The organism is Robbsia betulipollinis (assembly GCF_026624755.1).
GTDB lineage: Bacteria > Pseudomonadota > Gammaproteobacteria > Burkholderiales > Burkholderiaceae > Robbsia > Robbsia betulipollinis.
This window is the reverse complement of the sequence record NZ_JAPMXC010000001.1, coordinates 1,011,252-1,033,573: the sequence shown is the minus strand read 5'-3', so window position 1 is coordinate 1,033,573 and position 22,322 is coordinate 1,011,252. Positions and strand designations below refer to the sequence as shown.

22 protein-coding genes and 4 pseudogenes are annotated in these 22,322 nt (G+C 59.8%); 13 read left to right on the top strand and 13 right to left on the bottom strand.

The window, feature by feature from the left end; genetic code table 11:
• Positions 1-3: 3 nt before the first annotated feature.
• Together OVY01_RS04490 and OVY01_RS04485 are read right to left on the bottom strand one after the other, a co-directional pair.
• Positions 4-330 carry an SdpI family protein gene (locus tag OVY01_RS04490; RefSeq protein WP_267845953.1) on the bottom strand — a complete coding sequence of 109 codons (327 nt, stop codon included), beginning with the start codon at positions 328-330 and terminating at the stop codon, positions 4-6.
• Between the two features lie 335 nt (positions 331-665).
• Positions 666-1,223 (bottom strand): annotated as a pseudogene (locus tag OVY01_RS04485) (IS30 family transposase); the annotation flags it as partial.
• A 57-nt stretch (positions 1,224-1,280) separates the two neighbouring features.
• On the opposite strand from OVY01_RS04485, the pseudogene OVY01_RS04480 reads away from it, so the two are divergent.
• The 10 genes and pseudogenes from OVY01_RS04480 to OVY01_RS04435 all read left to right on the top strand — a co-directional run.
• Positions 1,281-1,562 (top strand): annotated as a pseudogene (locus OVY01_RS04480) (transposase); the annotation flags it as partial.
• Between the two features lie 273 nt (positions 1,563-1,835).
• Positions 1,836-2,228, top strand: coding sequence for an IS66-like element accessory protein TnpA (gene tnpA / locus OVY01_RS04475; protein WP_267845949.1), 393 nt, complete (start codon positions 1,836-1,838; stop codon positions 2,226-2,228).
• Positions 2,225-2,569 (top strand): IS66 family insertion sequence element accessory protein TnpB, encoded by a 345-nt coding sequence (gene tnpB / locus OVY01_RS04470; protein WP_267845946.1) that lies wholly within the window; start codon positions 2,225-2,227, stop codon positions 2,567-2,569. Before tnpA ends, tnpB begins: the two co-directional genes overlap by 4 nt.
• 44 nt (positions 2,570-2,613) lie before the next feature.
• Positions 2,614-4,176: an IS66 family transposase gene (gene tnpC, locus OVY01_RS04465; RefSeq protein WP_267847666.1), complete on the top strand. Its 1,563-nt coding sequence runs from the start codon at positions 2,614-2,616 to the stop codon at positions 4,174-4,176.
• A 312-nt stretch (positions 4,177-4,488) separates the two neighbouring features.
• On the top strand, positions 4,489-4,767 hold the full coding sequence (locus tag OVY01_RS04460) for a type II toxin-antitoxin system RelE/ParE family toxin (protein ID WP_267845945.1): 279 nt from the start codon (positions 4,489-4,491) through the stop codon (positions 4,765-4,767).
• Between the two features lie 9 nt (positions 4,768-4,776).
• Positions 4,777-5,079 carry a HigA family addiction module antitoxin gene (locus OVY01_RS04455; RefSeq protein WP_267845944.1) on the top strand — a complete coding sequence of 101 codons (303 nt, stop codon included), beginning with the start codon at positions 4,777-4,779 and terminating at the stop codon, positions 5,077-5,079.
• A 575-nt stretch (positions 5,080-5,654) separates the two neighbouring features.
• Complete coding sequence (locus OVY01_RS04450) at positions 5,655-5,933, top strand: type II toxin-antitoxin system TacA family antitoxin (protein ID WP_267845942.1); 279 nt, start codon at positions 5,655-5,657, stop codon at positions 5,931-5,933.
• Positions 5,930-6,433, top strand: coding sequence for a GNAT family N-acetyltransferase (locus OVY01_RS04445; RefSeq protein WP_267845939.1), 504 nt, complete (start codon positions 5,930-5,932; stop codon positions 6,431-6,433). Before OVY01_RS04450 ends, OVY01_RS04445 begins: the two co-directional genes overlap by 4 nt.
• A gap of 226 nt (positions 6,434-6,659) precedes the next feature.
• A pseudogene (locus OVY01_RS04440) lies at positions 6,660-7,742 on the top strand (IS3 family transposase); the annotation flags it as partial.
• Between the two features lie 60 nt (positions 7,743-7,802).
• On the top strand, positions 7,803-8,309 hold the full coding sequence (locus OVY01_RS04435) for a GNAT family N-acetyltransferase (protein ID WP_267847665.1): 507 nt from the start codon (positions 7,803-7,805) through the stop codon (positions 8,307-8,309).
• 36 nt (positions 8,310-8,345) lie between these two features.
• Here OVY01_RS04435 and OVY01_RS04430 read toward each other — a convergent pair whose 3' ends face one another.
• Positions 8,346-8,846 carry a tyrosine-type recombinase/integrase gene (locus tag OVY01_RS04430; protein ID WP_267845938.1) on the bottom strand — a complete coding sequence of 167 codons (501 nt, stop codon included), beginning with the start codon at positions 8,844-8,846 and terminating at the stop codon, positions 8,346-8,348.
• Positions 8,847-8,920: 74 nt separating this feature from the next.
• Here OVY01_RS04430 and OVY01_RS04425 point away from each other — a divergent pair, with 74 nt between their 5' ends.
• The gene (locus OVY01_RS04425) at positions 8,921-9,172 is read left to right on the top strand and encodes a hypothetical protein (RefSeq protein ID WP_349293487.1); all 252 of its coding nucleotides are present in this window, start codon (positions 8,921-8,923) and stop codon (positions 9,170-9,172) included.
• A 266-nt stretch (positions 9,173-9,438) separates the two neighbouring features.
• Here the strand turns inward: OVY01_RS04425 and OVY01_RS04420 are convergent, their stop codons facing one another.
• Positions 9,439-10,629 carry an NADH:flavin oxidoreductase/NADH oxidase gene (locus OVY01_RS04420; protein WP_267845936.1) on the bottom strand — a complete coding sequence of 397 codons (1,191 nt, stop codon included), beginning with the start codon at positions 10,627-10,629 and terminating at the stop codon, positions 9,439-9,441.
• Positions 10,630-10,985: 356 nt separating this feature from the next.
• On the opposite strand from OVY01_RS04420, the gene OVY01_RS04415 reads away from it, so the two are divergent.
• On the top strand, positions 10,986-11,108 hold the full coding sequence (locus OVY01_RS04415; RefSeq protein ID WP_267845934.1) for a hypothetical protein: 123 nt from the start codon (positions 10,986-10,988) through the stop codon (positions 11,106-11,108).
• A gap of 155 nt (positions 11,109-11,263) precedes the next feature.
• Here the strand turns inward: OVY01_RS04415 and OVY01_RS04410 are convergent, their stop codons facing one another.
• Positions 11,264-12,028, bottom strand: a complete 765-nt coding sequence (locus tag OVY01_RS04410) for a 3-oxoacyl-ACP reductase family protein (RefSeq protein WP_267845933.1) — start codon at positions 12,026-12,028, stop codon at positions 11,264-11,266.
• Positions 12,029-12,147: 119 nt separating this feature from the next.
• Here OVY01_RS04410 and OVY01_RS04405 point away from each other — a divergent pair, with 119 nt between their 5' ends.
• Positions 12,148-12,810 carry a TetR/AcrR family transcriptional regulator gene (locus tag OVY01_RS04405; RefSeq protein ID WP_267845931.1) on the top strand — a complete coding sequence of 221 codons (663 nt, stop codon included), beginning with the start codon at positions 12,148-12,150 and terminating at the stop codon, positions 12,808-12,810.
• 354 nt (positions 12,811-13,164) lie between these two features.
• On the opposite strand, the gene OVY01_RS04400 is transcribed toward OVY01_RS04405, so the two are convergent.
• The 8 genes and pseudogenes from OVY01_RS04400 to OVY01_RS04365 all read right to left on the bottom strand — a co-directional run bounded on the left by OVY01_RS04400 (position 13,165) and on the right by OVY01_RS04365 (position 21,831).
• Positions 13,165-14,055 carry a hypothetical protein gene (locus tag OVY01_RS04400; RefSeq protein WP_267845929.1) on the bottom strand — a complete coding sequence of 297 codons (891 nt, stop codon included), beginning with the start codon at positions 14,053-14,055 and terminating at the stop codon, positions 13,165-13,167.
• A gap of 329 nt (positions 14,056-14,384) precedes the next feature.
• Positions 14,385-15,929: an FGGY-family carbohydrate kinase gene (locus tag OVY01_RS04395; protein ID WP_267845928.1), complete on the bottom strand. Its 1,545-nt coding sequence runs from the start codon at positions 15,927-15,929 to the stop codon at positions 14,385-14,387.
• 47 nt (positions 15,930-15,976) lie between these two features.
• Positions 15,977-16,111, bottom strand: a pseudogene (locus tag OVY01_RS04390) (erythritol/L-threitol dehydrogenase); the annotation flags it as partial.
• A gap of 216 nt (positions 16,112-16,327) precedes the next feature.
• Positions 16,328-17,296: an agmatinase gene (locus OVY01_RS04385; protein WP_267845926.1), complete on the bottom strand. Its 969-nt coding sequence runs from the start codon at positions 17,294-17,296 to the stop codon at positions 16,328-16,330.
• A gap of 78 nt (positions 17,297-17,374) precedes the next feature.
• Entirely contained in the window at positions 17,375-18,760 is a 1,386-nt protein-coding gene (locus OVY01_RS04380) for an MmgE/PrpD family protein (RefSeq protein WP_267845925.1), read from the bottom strand.
• 6 nt (positions 18,761-18,766) lie between these two features.
• On the bottom strand, positions 18,767-19,609 hold the full coding sequence (locus OVY01_RS04375; protein ID WP_267845922.1) for a transporter substrate-binding domain-containing protein: 843 nt from the start codon (positions 19,607-19,609) through the stop codon (positions 18,767-18,769).
• Positions 19,610-19,614: 5 nt separating this feature from the next.
• Positions 19,615-20,490, bottom strand: coding sequence for a MurR/RpiR family transcriptional regulator (locus OVY01_RS04370; RefSeq protein ID WP_267845921.1), 876 nt, complete (start codon positions 20,488-20,490; stop codon positions 19,615-19,617).
• Between the two features lie 405 nt (positions 20,491-20,895).
• On the bottom strand, positions 20,896-21,831 hold the full coding sequence (locus OVY01_RS04365) for a hypothetical protein (protein ID WP_267845920.1): 936 nt from the start codon (positions 21,829-21,831) through the stop codon (positions 20,896-20,898).
• Between the last annotated feature and the right edge of the window lie 491 nt (positions 21,832-22,322).

The window sequence follows — 22,322 nt, the reverse complement described above, 5'->3', positions numbered from 1 at the left end:
TCCTTATCTTAAATAAGAATTGCTATATAACAAGCTGATGACCGTAGGGACACCGACCTGCACCACGAACAAGCCGATATTGATTGCATCGTTTCCCGTTTTTCGCCAGCCCCCGACCACAACACTTACACAAAAAAACAGCAGCGTCGACAAGACCATGCACTCGCCATACAGCTTATTTGTTTTGTACCAGTTGTCCCCATTGGCGAGCGTCGAATGAGTGCGGACTCCATAAAACTCGTTGGGCGGTACCTTTTGCAGGATCAGCGGTATCGAGATGGCCAGCAGCAGCAGGCTGGCAACGGCGAGAAAGATAAATGTCTTTTTCATTGTCACCCACACTCCTTAGAAAATCGGCCAGCTGCCGACGTATTCGACCAATATTCACGGCTGATCAAAGCCCTTGCCAAATCGGCAAATTTGGTAAATACGATAAATAAAAGCTATTCAGGGGAGCTATTTGAAATAGCAAAGCCAATAATCTTTGGCAATAAAATTGACTATCATGATGCGCTCGGGAGTCATGATATATTGATTTATCAATCTTCAACAGTTTACAAGAATCATAAAAATAATAGATTGGGGAATTGATGTCAACAAAATTTTCACTTACCAGGCTTTCAATCGGCTTGCACAAATAATCTGAGCCCGGGCGGTCTCAACGGTCAAGTGCAACGGTTTGCTAATCCGGCATCGGCCAATTCCATCGCCATGACTTCTTCCGGGGTTTTCCAGCCCAACGTCTGACGGGGACGGCCGTTGAGTAACTTGGCAATGTCATTCAACTGCATCTGGCTGATTCCCGACAGGTCCATTCCCTTTGGCAGGAACTGACGCAACAAACCGTTCGTGTTCTCATTACTACCGCGTTGCCATGGCGCATACGGGTCCGCGAACCAGATGTCCAGATTCAACTGCCGGGCCTGCTCGACATGACAGGTCATCTCCGTGCCGCGATCGTAGGTCGGACTCTCGCGCAGGAAGGCCGGCAGCTTTTTCATCTGACGCGTAAAGCCTTCCAGGGCATCGCTGGCCGTGCAACCATCCATGCAGCACAGCACCACGAACCGCGTTTTGCGTTCGACCAATGTTCCCACGCACGAACGATTGGATGCGCCTTTGATGAGATCGCCTTCCCAGTGTCCAGGCCATTTTCGCGTGGCGATCTCTTCAGGCCGATGCACAATACGCAACTCATCAGGCACGAAGCTTTTGCGCCCCAGGCTGCGGTGAATCGCCCCGGATTTTGAGGAGGCACCAATTCTTGAGAGAATGGTGTCATGACGAAGACAAACAAATTTTCCCCAGAGATGCGCGAGCGGGCCGTGCGCATGGTGCAGGAACACCGTGGCGAGTACCCGTCATTGTGGGCAGCGGTCGAGTCCATCGCGCCGAAGATAGGCTGCGTGCCGCAGACGCTGTTGGATTGGGTGAAGCGCGACGAGGTTGGTAAGGGGCAGCGCGAAGGCCTGTCAAGCGACGAACGAGAGCGCCTGAAGGCGCTGGAGCGCGAGGTCAAGAAACTACGCCGCGCCAACGATATTTTGAAGACGGCCAGGGCACGTTCAACGGGTCGTTGCAACACCTTCCTATTAATATTGAATAAGGGAGGGTTAACGAATGGCACAAATGGGACGGCCTGGTTTGCCGGTAGAAGGTAAGGCAGAGGTGTGGCGGCGGTGGCGGGCAGGTGAATCGTTTCTTGGCATCGGACGGGCGCTAGGCAAGCCAGCGGGATCGATTTACGGTGTGATCCGTAAGCGTTCAGCCAGCACATCTTCTCCATCCGATCTAAAAGCGCGACGATTTCCGATTTCATAACGGAGTCGGAAGCGATGAGAGAAGAGCCGGATGTAGTCGAGGTCAAGCCGTCGACAGCACGTCGACGCTTCAGTAAGACGTTCAAGCGGGAGTTGGTGGAACAGACGTTGCGCCCCGACGTCTCGATGGCCGCGGTGGCGTTAGCCAACGGCCTCAACACGAACCAGCTTGCCCGGTGGCGGCGCGAGTATTTATTGGATACGGGTGTTAGTCCGATGCCGTTGCCCGCACTGGTACCCGTCAGGATGATCGAACCCGCTCCGCTCGCGGCGTCTCAGCCTGGGGCCACCCCGCCCGTGTCAGGCGAGATCGAGTGGCGGCAGGGGGCGAACACGATCGTGCTGCGTGGCACGGTCGATGAGGGAGCGTGGTGCTTGCTGCTGGCTCATCTACGAGGCGCACGTTGATCGGTCTGCCCGGTGGCACGCAGGTCTGGCTGATCGCCGGTGTCACCGACATGCGCCGGGGCTTCAACGGCCTGGCCGCTATTGTGCAGAACACGCTTGCCTCGAACCCCTTCGGCGGCCACGTGTTCGTCTTCCGTGGGCGCCGCGGCGATCTCATTAAAGTGCTCTGGTGGGATGGCCATGGCCTGTGCCTGCTGAGCAAACGTCTGGAGCGCGGGCGCTTCGTCTGGCCTCAGGTTGCCACCGGTGGTGTGCATCTAACGGCGGCACAACTCGCGATGCTGCTCGAGGGCATCGACTGGCGCCATACGGTACGCACCGCTCCGACGCTGGCTGCGTGAGGCAGAGGTTGTAAACGTCCCGCGGCGCCGGTAACATGGCGGCCATGGCCGCGTCACGTCCTCCTCCCGATCCCCTACCCGACGACGTCGAGGCGCTTAAACGCATGGTCGAGCGCCTGAGCGGCGAGGTCCGCGCACTCGAAGTGGCCGCCGACGTGCGCTCGTTGCTCATCGAGAACCTGCAGATCCAGATCGCGGCGCTGCGGCGGGCGATGTACGGCCGTAAATCCGAGAAGATGGAACAGGAGGTCGGGCAACTCGAGCTCAAGCTCGAGGAGGTGCTGCTCGACAAGGGTGAGGATCCGCCTCCGCAAACGCCCGAGACCATCGAGCGGACCCAACGCACGCGCAAGCCCCTGCCCGAGCATCTGCCGCGTGAGACGATCGATCACGCGCCCCCGCACGATCAGTGTCCGGACTGTGGTGGCGCGCTTCAAGTCATCGGCGAGGATGTCGCCGAACAGCTCGAGTACGTGCCGGCAAGCTTCCGGGTGATCCGTCACGTGCGCCGCAAGCTTGGCTGTGCCTGTTGCCAGACGCTCGTGCAGGCGAGCGCGCCGTCCCGGCCGATCGCCCGCGGCCTCGCCGGCCCGGGCCTGCTGGCTCACGTGGTGGTGAGCAAATACAGTGATCATTTGCCNCTGTACCGGCNGGTGCAGATCCACGCGCGAAGCGGCGTGGAGATCGAGCGCTCGACCCTCACGGAGTGGGTCGGTGGCGTAACGCGCTTGCTGCGCCCGCTGGTGGAGGCGCTGCGNCGCTACGTGATGGCCGGGGCCGCGCTGCATGCCGACGACACCCCAGTACCCGTGCTCGCACCAGGGCGAGGCAAGACGGCGACGGGGCGCCTGTGGGCCTACGTGCGTGATGAGCGGCCCAGCGGGAGTACGGCACTTGCNGCCGTATGGATGGCCTACACGCCGGANCGGCGCGGCGAACATCCGCAGAGCCATTTACAAGCGTTCGACGGCATCATCCATGCCGACGGCTTCGCGGGCTACGACAAGCTCTACGTCGACGGTACGCGCGTGCCGGCCGCATGCTGGGCCCACGTGCGCCGCAAGTTCCACGACATCACCCAGTCGCACCCGTCACCGACGGCCGGCGAAGCGGTGCGCCGCATCGCGGCGCTCTACGCGGTCGAAGCCGAGATACGCGGCCAACCGCCCGACCAGCGCCTGGCGATGCGCGTCGAACACACGCAACCACTGCTGCGCGATCTGCATGCCTGGATGCAAGGCTTGCTGCCGGCCCTGTCGAGCAAGTCCGCGCTTGCCGGGGCGATCCAGTACGCGTTGAAGCGCTGGGAGGCNTTGAACACGTTCGCNCGCGACGGCCGTGCCGAAATAGACAATAACGCAGTGGAACGCGCCCTACGCGCGGTCGCGCTTGGGCGTAAAAACTATCTGTTCGCGGGCTCGGATGCCGGTGGCCACCGGGCGGCGGCGATGTACAGCCTCATCGGCACAGCCAAACTCAACGGCCTGGACCCCGAGGCATATCTGCGCGAGGTGCTCACGCGCATCGCCGATCATCCGGTCAACCAGATCGATGATCTACTGCCGTGGACGCTGATGGGTTCAACTCCCGCGTCATCGCGCGTCTGAAAATAGGTCCCCGCTTACGAAAATAAGTGGGGACGTAACGGGCGGGCATCCCACGCTTCATCTAGCCCGAACTCAGCCAAATCCACCAAGCAAGATGCCTTGCCTGGACGCTTACGCCTAAGACTACATATAGTGAAAAGCGACGTACCTGCGCCGAAGGCAGGGCAGTTCGATATAAAGGTCAATTCCATCGCACTCGTCTCACAGGGTGCAGATGGTCTTGGATCTGCTCAGGATAGCGGTCATTTCATACTCCTGCGTCGCGTTATGCTACTGCTTGACGGTAGTATAAAGTAGGTGTATGGTACGGTCATGATCCTAAGTTTTCGTTGCTCCGACACTCAAACACTTTTTTCCGGGAAAAGAGTGGCTCGCTTTGTGAATTTCGAAAGCGTGGCGATGCGAAAATTGGCGATGTTGAATCGGGCAACAGTACTGGATGATTTACGCGTCCCACCGGCCAATCGTCTAGAGTTACTCCGTGGCGATAGGGCTGGGACATGTAGCATCAGGATTAACGACCAGTTTCGTATTTGTTTCCGCTTTCAAGATGGCAATGCATTTGAGGTGGAAATCGTTGACTATCATTAGGGGAAAAATATGAGCAGGGAGGTCCAATATCCCACTCCGGGCGAGATTCTTCAGGAAGAGTTTTTGGTCCCGATGGGAATTTCGATGTATCGATTGGCGAAAGCGATTGGGGTCGCACAAAGTCGGATCGGTGAGATCATCGCGGGCCAGCGGGCAATCAGCGTAGATACGGGCCTGCGGTTGTCTCGATTCTTTGGCACAAGCGATGGATTCTGGACTGGTCTTCAACTCGACTACGATATCGCAGCTAGGAAAGACGCAATGGGTGATGAACTGCTCAACATTGAGCGGTACACCACGGCAGTCGTTTGATGCACTGTTTTGCCATATTCGAAGGACGCTACAAGCCCGTTCCCAGGCCCGCGCCAGAATAGGCTCGAGCTTCCAATAAAGCCCAATTCAATGCCTGAAAACCCTTGAAAGGTCGGGAAGGCACGCTAATGGGGAAATTGGACATATGAAGCGTAAGTATATGAAAAGAATAGAGAAATTTTCGTTCTAATGCTGCATGGGGTGCAAGTGGTCGGAGGTTCAAATCCTCTCGCCCCGACCAGATTTAAGCCAACATAATCATATGGTTATGTTGGCTTTTGTCGTTTCTGGGGTTAAAGTTTTGAGGGCAGAAATGCGTGAAAGTATTAGACGTGTCTAATACTTTTAGTTTTTGATACGCGCTCGCGTGACTTCATGGTTCCAACCTGTCTCATCTCAAGGACGTGGATGACAGCCATAGCGTTGGGAACAGTCCTGATGACCCGTAACGGCCACGCCTCCCCAGTTCCTGTAAGTGCTGCGCTTCCATTTGGCGAACGAGAAAAATCGGCCAGACATCTATCAGGTGGAATTGTACGGCAAATAGCCGTACAATTTGGAAAAGGAGCTAGACCATGTCCACAAGTGCCACTGCTCGCCTAGAAGCTCGTATCAGTCTCGACCTTCATTCCTTGTTGAAGCGTGCTGCCGAGTTGCAGGGTAGAACCATGACCGATTTCGTTGTTGCGGCCGTCCAGGAAGCTGCCCAAAAGGCTATTGAACAAGCCGAGGTGATGCGCTTGTCGTTAGCCGACCAAGAGTGCTTTGCGCAAGCGTTGCTTTCCCCTCCGGCCCCCACACCGGCGTTGGTACGGGCCGTGGCGCGTCGCCGTAAGCTTTTGAGGCCCGAATGACTGACGAAACTTTCAGAGTTGTTGCTTTGAACAGCGATATCGAACGATCACAGTTCGATAGTGGCTCAGAGCCGTTGGATCGATATTTTCGAACGCAAGTCTCGCAAGACGTACGTCGACGGATTACGGCATGCTTCGTCGCGGTGACTAATGCTGGGAGAGTTGCCGGGTTTTACACTTTGGCGTCTACCAGCGTACTCCTTGCTGATTTGCCTTCTGCTGTTGCAAAGAAGTTGCCTCGGTATCCTTCTGTGCCTGCCATATCGATGGGACGCTTGGCGGTCGATCAATATTTCAAAGGTAAGGGATTAGGAGGGGCATTGTTAGCCGATGCGTTGAGCCGGGCTGTATGTGCAGAGATTGCCGCGTATGCGCTGGTCGTTGACGCGAAAGACGGAATTGCAGCATGTTTCTACAACCATCATGGGTTTATAACTTTTCCTAGCAACCCGCTAAAATTATTTTTACCTCTTGCAACGGCACGGAACGTAATAGTATAAAGTCGCGTTATCGACCATCTCATACTCTTGAGATGATTTGCAGTACTTATCTAATGCAGCCGGGAGCATTGCACAAGTAAGCGGGTCCTTCACGGTACATAGCCCGAGACATCGGATAAAAGTTCCAGGAAAAGCGCCTTGTCGACTGTGGGATGGTAGTCCCCCCACAGAATGACGGTCGTTCAAGGTAGAATTTTCTCGCAGCAGCACCGACAGGAAATTTTGCATGAAGACGTCTCGATTTACGGAAAGCAAAATCATCGCGATATTGAAGCAGGCAGAGGCTGGAACGCCGGTTTCAGAGCTCTGCCGCGAGCATGGCATGAGCAGCGCGAGCTTCTACAAATGGCGATCAAAGTACGGCGGCATGGATGCGGTGTTGATGACTCGAATGAAAGAAATGGAGATCGAAAACGCGCGACGGAAGAAGATGTATGCCGAGGAACGCTTGAAGGCGGAGGTCGTGCGCGAGGCGCTTGAAAAAAAGTGGTGAGGCCATCTCACCGACGAGAGATGGCCCACCGAGCGGTGCGAGAACGCGGGATGAACGTGCGTCTGGCGTGCATGACATTTGGTATTGGCGAGACCTGCTATCGCTATGAGTCGAAGCGCTGCGCCGAAAATGAGGTCATCGCTGATTGGCTGGTGAAGCTCACACACAATCAGCGAAACTGGGGTTTTGGCCTATGTTTTTTGTACCTGCGCAACGTCAAAGGGCTCGGCTGGAACCACAAAAGGGTTTATCGAATATACCGGCAGCTGGAACTGAATTCACGTATCAAGCCACGCAAGCGCCTCGTACGCGAGCAGCCAGAGCCATTAGCCGTGCCCACGGCACTGAGCGAATGTCGATCGATGGACTTCATGCACGACCAGCTCGCAGACGGCCGTAGCATTCGATTGTTCGACGTGATCGACGACTTCCAATCGCGAAGGACTATGCATCGATGTGGACTTCTCGTTGCCGGCACGACGCGTGATTCGCTCGTTGAATCAAGTCATTGAATGGCGTGGAACGCCGCTGAAAATTCGCTGCGACAACGGGCCGGAATATGTCAGCGGGGCATTGAAAGACTGGGCCGAAAGACCTGGCATCGCGCTGCAGTTCATACAGCCTGATAAGCCACAACAGAATGCCTACATCGAACGCTGTAACAAAACCGTGAGGTAAGATTGGCTTGCTCATTACCACTTCGACACCGTCGTCGAGTTGCAAGACTATGCGACCAAGTGGTTATGGTCATACAATCACGAACGACCGAATACAGCCATTGGCGGCATCCCGCCAAAGCAGAAGTTAACTATCGCGGTACGACCGTTAAAAATGGGGGGACTACCGCGGCTTCTTAAAAAATTCTCACGCATCGACATGATCACATTACGCCTACTTACTGAAAGCGACGCCGAACAGTTTAAATCATTGCGTCTCGTTGCAATTGAGAATTCACCAACAGCGATATGGCCAACGCGGGAAGAACAGATGGTTCTGACGCTGGAACAGATTGCTGACCGCATTCGAAAAACATCGATACAAGCCGTTTTTGGTGCTTTCGACGGCGAGGTATTGGTGGGCATCACGGGCATACGTCGCGAACCACTGCAACAAGTCGCTCATATGGCGACGGTTTGGGGCGTATTCGTTGGCCCTTCGCACCGCGGCCATGGAATTGCCCAAAAGCTTTTGGCGGCAGCGACAGCGCATGTGGCTGAGAAATGGAAATGTGTTCAATTGATGTTATGGGTAAACACGGAAAATACTCCTGCAAAAGGCCTTTATGCGTCGCAAGGATTCCAGAAGATTGGAATGGCGCCGCGGGCACTGCGAGTCAACGGGCGGTTCTATGACGAAGAACATATGTATAAGCCGCTGCTTTAACGATTGATGGGAAAAAGAAAATTGTTTTCAAAAAATTTACACCTCAGACGCCAGCGGTAGATCAAGTTTCACCGTCGAAACTGGGATGTCGCGTGATTTGATATATCCCGCTGTCGTCGCACGATCCGCGTGTGCGCCCGCTATCTGCAAAACATCCAGGTCATACCCCTGCCGTTTGGCATCGGTCATGGCCTTGGCACGAATGTCCTTCACGGTATAGGGTCGGTCTTCCGAATCCGCACGTCGCTTACCGTCACGCCGAGCATCGTGGCATGCGGCGTCGCGCTTGGGTTCCCCATGCCGATCGAGAACTACGTATTCGCTACGCACTCCGATAGTTTTTGCTCGGTCGAGAACTGCCGCTATCGGAGGAGTAATGGGCCAGTCAACCGCTTCACCAGTCGAGGACGCTGTTTTACTCGGCACGAAGTGAATGACGCCTTCTGTGTAATCCACCTGGCTCCAGCGCAGCTGGCGAATCTCGGTGGAACGTTGGCAGGTCTGAATCGCCCTGGGGCGATTCAGGCTCAGAGCCATTGAATCGATATTTTCGAACGCAAGTTCGCAAGATGTACGTCGACGGGTTAGGGCATGCTTCGTCGCGGTGACTGATGCTGGTCGAGTTGCCGGGTTTTACACTTTGGCGTCTACCAGCGTACTCCTTGCTGATTTGCCTTCTGCTGTTGCAAAGAAACTGCCTCGGTCGGGCTGTATGTGCGGAAATTGCTGCGTATGTGCTGGTCGTTGATGAAAAAGACGGAATTGCAGCATGTTTTTACAGTCATCATGGGTTTATAACCCTTCCCAGCAATCCGCTGAAATTATTTTTACCTTTTGCAACGGCACGGAGTGTAATAGTGTGAAGTCGCGTTACTGACCATCTCATACCCCTAGTATGGTCTGTCGTGCTTATCTAATGCAGCCGGAAACGTCGCGCAGGCATGTGAGTCCTTCACGGCACATACATAACACGGGACATCGGATAAAAGTTCCAGGAGAAGCGTCTTGTCGACCGGGTGGGGCCACCGGTCCGTTCGGCCCTCAAGCCGGTACCAACGCCCTTGGCCCCCGGCCCGATCGGCCACTCCGTTTTGATCGGAGTCGTCGCCGGCGAATTTGAACGGCGACATCAGATACGGTCACGCGCTGCGGATGCTTGCTCCGCCTTTGCGCCTGCGTCCGGCCAGCCGATGCTGCCCTGGTGACCGCGGAAGTTACGAAGCCACCAAGCCCAGTCCTGCGGCACCAGGGAAAACGGATCGTCGTGGCCGAGTTCGCGTGCGGCCCAGACCGGCCAGTGCGGATTGGCCAGGGCCGGGCGGCCCAGCATGACGAGGTCGACCTGCTCCTCGCGCACTGCCCGATCGGCATTGGCCGGTATGCCGAGGTTCCAGCTGGTCGCCACCGGGATGCCGACCTCGCGTCGCACGCGGTGTGCGCGCTCCAGCATGAAGCCGACCTCGTTCATCGGCGCCGCCACCATCTCGTCGGTGTTGAAGCCGAGCGAGAGGTCGGCGAGATCGAGCCCGTGCTCCTTCATCATCCCGATGGCGACGATGGAATCCTCGAACTGCGTGCCAGCGGGATGCAGGTCGTCGGAGCCGAGCCGCATGGTCAGCGGATAGCGCTCCGGCCAGACTGCCCGTACCGCGTCGAGCGCCTCCAGATGGAAGCGAACCCGGTTCTCGACGCTGCCGCCATACTGGTCGGTGCGCTGGTTGGCGAGAGGAGAGAAGAAGCTGGCGCCCAGATAACCATGCGCGTAGTGCATCTCGAGCCACTTGTAGCCTGCTTCGAGCGCACGGCGTGCGGCATCGGCATAGGACTGGTGCAGCGCCTTGATCTCGTCGACGGTCAGCGCATGCACCGGGTAGGTGTGGCCACCGCCGCCATAGGGGATCGCCGACGGGGCCTTGCAGGTCCAGCCGTCCGGGTGGTCGGGCGGCAGCTGCCGCCAGGTGCCCTCCGAATTCGTGCCCTTGTGCGGCGGCAGCTCGCTGCCCTTGCGCCCGGTGTGGCCAAGCTGGATCGCCGGCACGCCGCCCATGCGCTCGATGATCGCGGCCACACGGGCGTGACCTTCGATCTGGTCATCGCTCCAGATCCCGGCACAGGATTTCGTGGTGCGCCCATCCGGCGTGATCGCCATCTGCTCGCCGAACACGAGGCCGAAGCCGCCGGCGGCGCGAGCACCGAGATAGCTCACATGATAATCATCGAGCCTGCCCTCGACGGAACTGTACATGGTCATCGGCGACATCGCGATGCGGTTGCGCAGCGTGACATCCTTGAGCGTGTAGGGACTGAACAGATTCGGCATGATGGCCTATCCTCGGGCGGCGTTTTCCAGCGATTTGGCAAGCATCGCGTCAGGCACTGCGTAGGGTTCCAGACATCTTCGATGGAACGTCATGCGGAGCACAGTAGGTGGGCCATGGGCCCGTACACCAGCTTGACAGCGACATGATGGCGAATGAGAAGACGGGGCTAACCAGTAGGACTTCGGTAAAGACATCTTATCGTGGACAAAATTCTTGCCCATGGATGTATGACCCATCGGAACCTGCACACATCAGGCTGTTAAATTGAATGCCTGTACGGGCGTGCGCATTCCCGACGCTTGGTGCCGGTACCGGTGGTTGTAAACTGGCTTCAGTCTCCGATCGTGCGACTCGCGTGCTGCAAGCTCTCGAAGCGATGCCGGTCGTGCACGGCTCTTTGAGCGTGCAGATCACGCGCTCGACCATGCCGTTTTGCTGCGAACAGTGCGGCGTGGTGAACGGCTGCGACAGCCCGTAGTTCCTGACCAGCGCTCGTTTGGCGCCTGTGCGACCGAGGGCAGCGCATGAATCCTGGGTCTGAAGCCAAGGGCCCGTTCGTCAGCTTCTATCTACTACTCGATCTCTGAAGGCGAAAGATCGAACGCTGGGCTGACCTCCGCGACCGTTTTGTACTCAAGCATTAGTCCCACCATCAACGGTAAACACTCCACCCGTGGCGAAGCGGCCGGCAGGCGATGCCAGAAACGTCACCATTGCGGCAATATCAGCCGGCTTCCCGTAATGCCCCAATGCCGTCATTCGACGATTCATCTCGGAGAAATCGCCGTTATCGGCGGGGTTCATATCGGTATCGATCGGGCCCGGTTGCACCACGTTGACGGTGATGCCGCGCGGACCGAGTTCGCGCGCAAGACCTCGTGTGAACGACAGCAACGCGGATTTGGTCGCCGAGTATGCGGTCACGCCGCCGACCGCTACGCGCTCGGCAAGGCAAGAGCCGATGGTGATGATCCGGCCGCCTTCGGGTAGAAGGGGGATGGCCGCCTGCGACGCCAGCCACGGAGCCCGCACGTTGACGTTCAACAACGCATCGATATCGTCGAGCGACATGTCGACAAAGTCGCCGCCCCGCGCAATCCCGGCGTTGTTGACGAGAATATCCAAGCCATTCAAATGTTCTGCGGCATTCGCGACCGAGCGTTTCACCGCGGCCGCATCGGCACTGTCGGCCTGGATGGCGAACGCCCGTCGGCCTTGCTTTTCGATCGCGGTCACCACCTCTGCGGCGTGATCCGCGGACCGCTCATAGGTGATGGCGACATCTGCGCCGCGTTCGGCCAACGCCCATGCAATCGCTGCGCCGATTCCGCGTGAACCACCTGTCACCAATGCGTGCTTGCCTGTCAAATCCGTTGCCAAGGAGGTGAATGCCGTCAAAGTAGTGCTCCAGTTGTCTTCAGTAAAGGGCTGCTGTCTGCGTCACCAATTATGCAGTGATCGTTGCATAAATGTATATCGTCTTGCCGCTGATAGTCAAATGGTTTATACAGTGAACGATGCAGAAACCAATTTCGACCCAGTCCCTCGTTCCGGATAGCAAGACGACCGCGACACGCGCGCGGGGTCGTCCACGTGCGTTCGACCGTGACCTGGCGTTGCGCGAAGCGATGCGCCTGTTTTGGGAAAAGGGCTATGAGGCAACTTCCCTGAGCGATCTGACCGAAGCGATGGGTATCGGGGCGAAGAGCCTTTATGCGGCGTTCGGCTCGAAGGAGTCGCTGTATGCGGAGTCCCTCGCACATTACTGCAAGCACTCTGAATCTTTCGTCTGGGCTGGATTTCAGGCGGCAAAGACGGCACGCGAGGCGATCACCGCTTTTCTGACGGATTCGGCCGAGGCGTTGGGGAATGCGGCCAGCGACTTGCCGCGCGGCTGCATGGTGACCTTGTCGGCGGTCGGCAGCGAAGGGTATGCAACCTTGGGCACACAGGTCCGGGCAGCACGGGGCATGACATTGTCACGCTTGACCGAGCGCATCGCGCAGGCGATTGCCGCGGGCGAGCTGGCCGCGTCGGTCGATGTGCATGCTTTGGCGCGCTTCGTTCAGGCAGTGCAGGGCGGTATGTCGATCCTGGCGCGCGATGGCGCGACGCGGGAAGAGCTGCTCGCCGTGGCACGGACCGCAGTATTGGGATGGGATGCACGTGTGCTCGAATGATGCCGGTTGCGCCGTGTCCCGGGACGATGTGCGATCTGGCGCTCGCGTCTCGCCCTGCATGCCCGGCAAAACGACATGACGATCTGGCAGGCCTGTGCCCAGGCGCCGCACACGACGGATTGCCACGACAGTCTGAAGAAGGCGCGAAACCTCGAGGACTGGAGTCCCGACGGTTTCACGCCTGTGCGGGCGTGATCGTTACGGTGATGAGTGGGGGGCGGCGTTGTTCTAGCCGGGCAGTGTCGGTACGGGTCGCGCGGAGCCCGAGCCGGTGGAAACCCACGCATGCGTTGCGGTGCGCGCGAGCCGGGTGCGGATCGCGCGCACCGTCGTTATCTCGCAAGCCTGCCCGTCTCACTCCACAATGATGTTCACCACCCGCGAAAATCGCCCCGTCGCGGTCATGATCTCGTAACGGAAGTGGTCGGTGCCGTGAAATCCAGGGTCGGACGCGTAAAAAATTTGCGTGCCGTGGATTTTTCCATTGTCGCAAAACACGGGCGTGTCGCCGTCTGGCGCGACGAAGGTACCTTGCTTGATATCGAGTGTCCCGTGTCGCGGTGCATCGAGCATTTTGACCATGGGCGACCCGCCATCGGTCTTGCACGGTTGCTGCCAATCGGCATGTGCGGCAATCATTGTTGCGGTACCGCTTGCAACGTTCCGCTGTACGTCGAGCAATTCTGTTACGAAGCCGTCGGAGTCGTCCTGCCCGACTTTCGCGACTGGCGCCGAAGCCGCAAGGCGTGGCGACATGGTGGTGGTTGGGGCCGCAGCGGCAGTGGGCGCCGACGTCGCAGTGGCGTGTACCGGTTCAGCACGGGTGGACGACGACGGAGCAACGCGCGATGCTTCGGCGACCGGCGACCAAACCGCTGTACGCGGTGCCTTCGCAACGAACGAAGACGCTGTCTCCGAGTTGAAGTTATTCCTGCCCGAAACCGTGATATCGACCGGATAGTTGAATCCGGCACCCGTTCCAAGGTCGACGCCCGCACCGATGAAACCACCGAACACGATATTGCCGAACATCCAGCCTCGGACCGATGATATCGCTGTGGCATCGCCGAACGGGTCGCCGAATTTTTTGCAGGAAATCGACAGGTCGCCGTATGCCCGATGTACGACAAGACTGCCCGGCGTGGTCATATACCAGGTGCCCTTCGCATTCTGTAGTTTGCAGCTGGCACCATTGATCATTTTTCCATCGGCCGATTGTGTCTGGATGGAGACCGATTGCTGCATTCCTCCTACAATGGACGCACAGCCAGCCGTCAAAAGTACCACGCAGGAAAGCCCGCCAAGGGATAGCCGCCGTATGACTCGCCGCGTTCTCATTCTTGTTCTCGTTCGTGGCGCAACTATTCGATTTTTTGAATTTGCTGGTGTAGCCGCTTTCGGCTTGCGGCCTCACCCGATGAAATCGCTTTATCGACTTCATTTGCCATTGCAGAAGGAACCCTCTTTCTTTCTCCAGCGTCAAGGTTCCGACGGCAGGCGGCGACCCGGACAGGGTGGTCGCAGCCGGTGCAGTTTCCGTTACCCCGGTAGACGATCGAAATGGGTCTTCCCGTTCAGCGTTCCTGCAGACGATGCATCAGCGGCTTGAGCGCAGGATAGAGATCGGCATAGATCTGGAACCGGTCATCGTAGCGCGCCTGGCGCGCCGGGTCGGGCCGGGCTCTTTCCACGAGAGTGACCCAGCCTTTTTTCGCAGCGTCGCGGTCGACGAGCCCGGAGCCGAGCGCGGCGAGCAGCGCGGCACCCAACGCGGCCTCGACGTCCTCGGCGATCGACAGCACCGGAAAGCCGGTGATATCGGCGATGATCTGCATCCAGAGGTCGGAGTGCGCGGCGCCGCCGACGACGATCAGCGATGCGTCCAGCGATTGCGCGCCGCGCCGTCCGGCTTCGATATTGTGTCGCAGCGCGAAGGCGACGCCTTCGAGCACGGCGCGGTAGAGCGTGGCGCGCGAATGGGTGAGGCTCAGGCCTACGAACGCGCCGCTGGCCTGCGGATCCCAGACGGGACTGCGCTCGCCCATCAGGTAGGGCAGGAAGAGGACGCCGTCGGCACCGGCCGGCACCTGTGCGGCGTCGGCTTCGAGAAGACGGTGCGCATCGTGGTGCGGGGTGTCGCGGGCCGCGGCGACTTCGGCCTGACAGAACTGCTCGACGAACCAGGTGACGGACGCGCCTGCGGTGAGCGCGCCGCCGAAGACGTACAGGTCGTCCCGGCCGTTGAAAACGTGCGGCATGCTGACCAGGCCGTGACGGGCGTCCGTTTGCTGGTTGATGTAGCCCCAGCACATGCTGGTGCCGATCATCGCGACATGTTGCCCGGCCTGCGTGACGCCGGCGGCGAACGTGGCCACGGCTGCATCGACGCCGCCGGCGATGAGGGGGGTGCCCGGCGCGAGTCCGAGCGTCTCTGCCCAGCGCGGCAGCAGGCCGCCGACGACCTCCGAGGAGTCGACCAGGCGCGCGGGCATCATCGCCGCAGGAATGCCGAGCATGTCCAGCGCTTCGTCCGACCACTGCCGGCGCCGGATGTCGTAGACCCCGCCGATATTGCCGGCGGACGAATGATCGACCGCGAGTTCGCCGCTCAACTGCTGGATGATGTAGGCGTTCGGCGGCAGGAGATACCGGGTGCGCGCCCAGATGTCGGGCCGGTTCTCGCGCAGCCAGAGGATTTTGGTATAGCCGTAATAGCTGTCGAGGCCATTGCCGGTGATGTCATACAGGCGCTCGACGTCGAGCGTGCGGCGCACCCAGTCGACCTCTTTTGTCGCGCGGCGGTCCATCCAGATCAGGCAGGGGTGGAGGACCGTCATGTCGTCGGCGACCGGAATGCCGGAGCCGCCATACAGGCTGCTGATGCACAGGCCGGCGATCTGCCCGGGGTCGATGCCCTGCGCGCGTGCCTGCGCGACGCACAGCGCGATGGTGCGCGTGACCGCGTCGAGCCAGACGGCCGGCCACTGTTCGGCCCACAGCGGCGCGGGCGTGTCGGGACGGTACGCGGCGCTGTGATGCGCGACGATGCGTCCGGTGGTGTCGGTGAGGAGGGCTTTGGTACTCTGGGTACCGATGTCGATGCCGATTACGTAACGCATGTCTCTGGCTCGCTGGAGGGTGGCGGCGGGGTGGTAACCCGAAACGGTCACTGCGGTTTCAACAATACCTTGATCGAGTCGAGCGAGTCGGCGACCCGGATGGCCTCGTCCCATTCCTCGAGGCTAAAGCCGTGCGTGACGATGCCCCGGGACGTGACAAGTCCGCGGGCGAGCAGGTCGATGATGGCGGCGTCCTCGAGCGTGATGCCGTCGGGGGTGCGGTGGACGAGGGCCGTTGCTGGAATGCGCATGTAGTGCGCGGCATCTGCCAAGGTGTGAACGGCCCCGGCCCGGCACGTCGCTGCCGGGCTTTCAAAGCCGGCCCGGGACGAATGCCGGACGGGTGAGCTGAAGCCGTCGTCAATCATGGTTGACGGCAGTCGCCTTCCGCTTGCCCGTCACCCAACGCGCGGCGCGTCGAAGTAGTCCGCCCGTACCGCCGCACCGATCATATTGACGATCAGGCGGCCCGCGGTGATGGACGTGATGTTGTTGACGTCCAGGGACGGCGTGATCTCGACGATGTCCATGCCGACCACGCGTCCCTTTTTGACCAGTCCGTGAATGAGCTGGCGCATTTGCACATAGGTGATGCCGCCCAGCGCCGGGCCCGCGACGGCCGGCGCGATCGCCGGGTCCAGGCCGTCGGCATCGATCGTCAGATAGTAGCGGCCGCCGTCGGCAATGCGGTCCAACACGGATTGCATGCCTTTTTCGTGCACCTCGTACGCGGGGATCAGGTTCGAGCCGTATGCCACCGCCGCGTCGTAGTCTTCCTGGCGGCCGCTGCCCTGGGCGCGCAAGCCGATCTGGAAGATGTCGCCGATGTGCGCCATTTCCGATGCCCGGCGAATGGGGCTGGACAGGCCTTCCCGTACGCCGTTGATCTCGTCGCGCCAATCCAGATGGGCATCGATCTGGATCAGGGTGATCGGGCCCTGGTCGTCGTAGGCGCGCAGCACCGGGATGGGAATGGCATGGTCGCCGCCGAGGATGATCGGCATGGCGCCGGCCTTCAGTATTTTGCGAACGGCGAGTTCCGAACGCGGGCCATGGGTGTTCAGATCGCGCGGGTCGATGGGGACGTTGCCGCAGTCCACGACCTTCAGGGCGCGGTTGTCATAGATGGGGCCGCCGACGTCGAAGTCGTAGTGGTGCAGTGCCCGGCAGATGCGATCGCTCATCGCACGGATCGCATCCGGTGCGGTGCTCTGGTCGTTGCTGATGTGTTCGCCGATGTAGGCCTGCCCGAAAGGAATGCCCAGGATGGCGATATGGGCGTCGAGGGTATCGAGGTCGCTACAGATGGGCGACCAGAGAAAGCTCTGGTGCTTTTTCGAAGGGGGGTGGGTAAGCGGGAATGTCACGGTGAGGCTCCTGATAAAGTCGGTTCGACACGCATCGCTGCGGTGCAGCGGAAAGGGCGGTTGCGGAACATCCGCGGTTCAGCCGGACCAACCCGGCAGTTTTGTAAACAGCGTGCGGGTGCATGAACATTGATCGAGCGCGCGCAAGCGTTCCAGTAAATCCCCGGATGCAGGCAGGCCCCAGACCGGGCTCACGCATTCGACGAACTTCTCGTCGAGCTGTCGATCGGACAGCGGTCGCGAACCGGCGCCCGGCGGCATGGCGCAAAACCGCTCGACGGTGGCGCCGTCGCGGAATTCGACACGTACCCACGCGCCCTCGGGGGCGCTGCGGGAAAGAGCGGGGTCATCCCAGCGGGCGCTGGATACCATGTGGACGCGCTGCATCATGGCGATGACATCCGGGCGTCGCAAAATGGAGGCGTGCAGCTGCGCGCGCGCGACACTGCCTTCGATGACGGTTGCCGCCATGGCGAACGTCATGCTGAATTGCGCCTGTTGCGGCGTATCCGGCAGGATATATCCGAGATTCTTTACGACGATCGGTGGAACGTCGCATACGATGCGATCGATTGGCGCGTTGCCCGGCCTCTCGATCAGGATGTGCTGCAAGGCATCCACCGCGGCGTGGGACGAGAGACAGACCGGCATGCGCTTGATGTCGATGCCCGGCGATAGGAGCCGCCATTCCCGCCCGAGCATGGCGAAGGCGTCGCGATCGCACTGTCCATCGCCGACGAGACCTGCGAGGCCATTGGCGGCCTCGACGGCATTCAGGGGACCCGTGCATCCGGCATCCGCCAACAGCGCGGTCAGGATGCCGGCCTGCGCCGTGCGCCCCACCATGAGGGGCTTTGCATCGGTGCCAAAACCCGCTTTGGCGCCACCCGCGCCGGTCAATGCCAGACCGAGCGCGGCCTGGGTGGTGACGACGTCGAGTCGCAGCGCATGGCAGGCTGCTGCGCAGGCGCCCACGCTGCCGAACAAACTCGTCGTCCACCAACCCCGGTCATAGGGGACCGTCCCGAGTGCAGTGGCGAGTGCGAATTCGCATTCGACCCCCACGATATAGGCGTCGATCATCGCGGCACCGGAGCGCGCGCGATCCTGCGCCATGGCCAGCGCGGCAGGAACGACGACGGCCGAGGCATGCACGAAACCGGCATAGCTGTTGTCGTCCCAATCCAGCGCGTGCGCGGCCACGCCATTGGCCAATGCCGCCGTCGCGGCATGACGTCGGGCATGAACGGGGCCGAAAACGGTTGCGTCGCCCGCGCTGCCGCACAGGAGCGCGACATCGCGCGCGCTGCGTGCGACGGGCAGGGCGCTGCCGGCGACGCCGACCCCCACGGTGTCGATGAAGGCGCGCTTCGCGACGGATCGGACCTGTGCCGGTATCGACTCGGTGCGCACCGACGTCAGCCAGCGCGCCATCGACGCAATCGGATGGATGCCTGTCTGCATGCAACGTTACTCGGGCAGGTCGCCCGACGGCGCACCAAGCCATTTCATGGATATCGCGTTGATCGTGCCGTCGGCCTTCGCGGCTCTCAGGATGCCGTTGAGTTTCGCGACCAGGTCGGGATTGCCCTTCGGCACGCCGATATAGCAGGGCGAATTCGACAGGACGGCTTTCAAACCCAGATCCATCCCGGGGTGCTGCTTCTCCATCGCGGCCGCGACGGTCGTCCCGATCGCCATCATCTGCGTTTGCCCGGAGAGAAAGGACTGGACGGTCGTATTGTTGTCCTCGTAACGATGAATCACCGCGCCGGGCGCCTTGGTGCTGACTTCCTGATCCTGCATGGAGCCTCGGGTAACCGAGATCGTCTTGCCGTTCATATCGGCGAAGCCCTTCACGGGAAGTTCTTTTCTGCCAAAGACGGCATCGAAGAAGGGCGCGTAGGCGATGGTGTAATCGATGACTTTTTCGCGTTCGGGGGTTTTACCCAGCGAGGAAATCGTGATGTCGGCCTTGCCGGTCTGCAGATAGGCGACACGGGTGGGCGCGGTGACGGGAACCAGTTGCAGATTCACCCCGAGCTTTTTCGCGACCAGCTTTGCGGTATCGATGTCGATGCCTTCCACCTGCATGTCGGGGCCGACGGAGCCATAGGGCGCGTAGTCATTTGGTACGGCGACGCGAAGGGTTTTGCTGCTGACGATGTGCTGCAGCAAGGTCTCGGCCCGGGCCGCCGGCGCAACCAGCATCGAAACGGCCGCCGCGGCGGCCAGCGCTTTGATAATCGGCTTCATTGATGTTTTCCTCGTGGGGTGAATAACGGGAAAGGCGCCCGTGATCGCGAAGTGCATTGACGCTAGCGTCCGTCCCACCATTCGTCCAGACCGGTAAGCTGGGCCTCGGACGCCGAGACGCGTGCTTCGGTGTCGGTCTTGGGGTCGGTCGCCAGCAAGGCGATGAGTATCTCGGTTACCAGCAGGGCGGGCACGATGGTGTCGAAGAACGATGCGGTGCCGTTGCCAACGAGAATCGTCTCGCATGCCAGGCGTCCGACCGGCGAGGTGGGACTATCGGTGATGGCGATGATCGGCACGCCTTTTTTGTGCAGAAAACCCGCGAGCGCGACGGCGCGCCGGGAATAACGCGGCAGGCTGCATACCAGCGCGATGTCCTGCGTCGACGTTTGATGCAGGAGGGTCATGACGCCGCTATCGCCGGCACCGTCGACCAGCCGCACGTTCCCGGCGAAGTAGGAGGCGACGTGGCTGAGCTGATACGCGACGGCAAACGACGATCTCAGCCCGAGACAATGGATCTGACGCGCGCGGCGAAGTTTGCGTGCCGCGCGAATGATCGCGTCGACGTTGTCTTTTTCGTAGATTCTCTGGATGTGATCGACGGCGCCGTGAATCAACTCCTGGACATGCGCCCGCTCGCCGATTTTTTCGTTGAGCAGAACCATTTTTTGGGCGCGACCGCCGTAGGGCGAGCCTTGCGAGCGCATCGTTTCCACGAATGCGGACTTCAACGGTTCATAGCCGCTCAGGCCCAGCCGCTTCGCGAGTCGCGTCATGGTGGCCGGCGCGACGGCGCTCAGGCGGGCGAGATCGCGCATCGACATCACGGCGACCTTGTTCGGATGGGCGAGGATATAGTTCGCGGCGATGCATTCCTGCTTTGAAAGCGATTCGAATCGCTCCTTGATGAGCTGCAAAACCGTCGATTTGTCCATGCGCTGTACTCTCGAAGTGGGGCCAGAATACAGTCGACTGTCTCACGAAAATTATTCGGTGAAACACTTGAATCAGAGGAATCGGGGTCGAGAGACGTCGTACCGATGCGATGAGCGGGGAGGGGACCCGGGGACGGTCCATTGGTGGGTGGGGAGGGGACGCGAACTGAAACGATTGAAACAGCGTTTTCTTATTTTTATGCGTTTACGCTGCGTTTTTGAAGCGGGGCGGTACGGGGTTGCGGCGGCCGCGCTGCGGGTGCGGATGCGGATGCGGATGCGTTCGGACGTATGCAACGAAGCGATCCCGTGGCGTCGGCGATTCTGCCCGACGCCACGTGCGATGTCTCGGGCGATTTAGCGCTGCAGTCATTCCACGATCGTGGAAAATCAGCGCAATCTACATCACTGAACGACGATGTCCACCACGCGGGTGAATCGCCCGGTAGCAGTCGCAACCTCGTACTGGAGGCGGTCGGTGCCATGAAATCCCGGGTTCGGAGTATAGAAAATCTGCGTGCCATAAATCTTTCCGCTCGTGCACGTCGGAGAGGCGTCCTCGACCGGCGCAACGAATACGCCCTGTCTGATTTCCAGCGTTCCGTGTTGTGATTCGCCAAGCACTTTGACAACGGGCGTGGCGCCGCGGGTTTTGCACAGTTTTTCCCAATCTGCGTGTGCGGCAACCAGCGTCGCAACGCCGCTTGGGACCTCCCGCCGTATGGTCGGCAATTCGCTGGCGTCTCGATCGGCTCCGTCGTCCGCGACCTTCGCGACGGGCGACATCATCAAGACAGACGATGACGCGACGGGAGATTGTTTCGCGACGGGAGATTGTTTCGCGACGGGCGTCGTTTTCGCGACGGGCGGCGTTTCCGCGACGGGCGTCGTCGTCGCCACGGATGCGGACTCCGCGGGCGAGCCGATGTCGTTCTCGGACGAAACGGTGATATCGACCGGATAGCCGAATCCGGCGCCCGTTCCGATATCGACGCCTGCCCCTATGAAGCCGCCGAAAACAATATTGCCGAGCATCCAGCCTCGAGCCGATGATATCGCGGTTGTATTGCCGAATTGCTTGCCGGATTTTCTGCAGGAGATGGATAAATCGCCATAAGCGCGGTGCACTTCGAGGCTGCCTGGCGTATTTATATACCATGTGCCTTTCGCGTTCTGGAGTTTGCAACTGGCACCGGTAATCATTTTTCCATCGGCCGACTGTGTCTGGACAGATACCGATTGATGCATTCCGCCGACAATGGAAGCACAACCGGCTGTCAGAAGTATCGCGCAGGAAAATCCGCTAAAGGATATCTGCCGTACGACTTGTCGTATTCTCATTGTTGTTCTCGTTCGTGGCGCAACTATTCGATTTTCTGAGTTTGCAGGTGTGGGTGGATGCCCTTTCCCGCATGCGGCTATACTCGATGAAATCCCTTTATCGACTTCATTCGCCATTACTTGAGTAAACGATCGAATTAATCGCCATGCGCTGTGTGGCGATCCCCCTGACTGTCGCGTGATTTCAGCTGACAGGCGATGGTTGCAGGAGCGGGCGTCGCTCTTTTGCGCATTTCCGATATGGCGCGTGTCCCGAGGATATCGAACGATCGCTCACTGCGCCGTCGTTATCCCCCGCGGCGTCGAAGGTACCCATTTCGACCATGCCCTGCGGTGTCACGCGCTGGCATTGCAAGGTCTGGAACACGATGGCATCCGCGGGAACGCGCCCCGGGGCGACCCGTGTGCCGCCCCCCGACAATGCCATCAGCGTACCGGGGGCCGGCGTACCGTCTTCCACGCGCGCGGTCTTGACGGCATGCTCCGGGGAG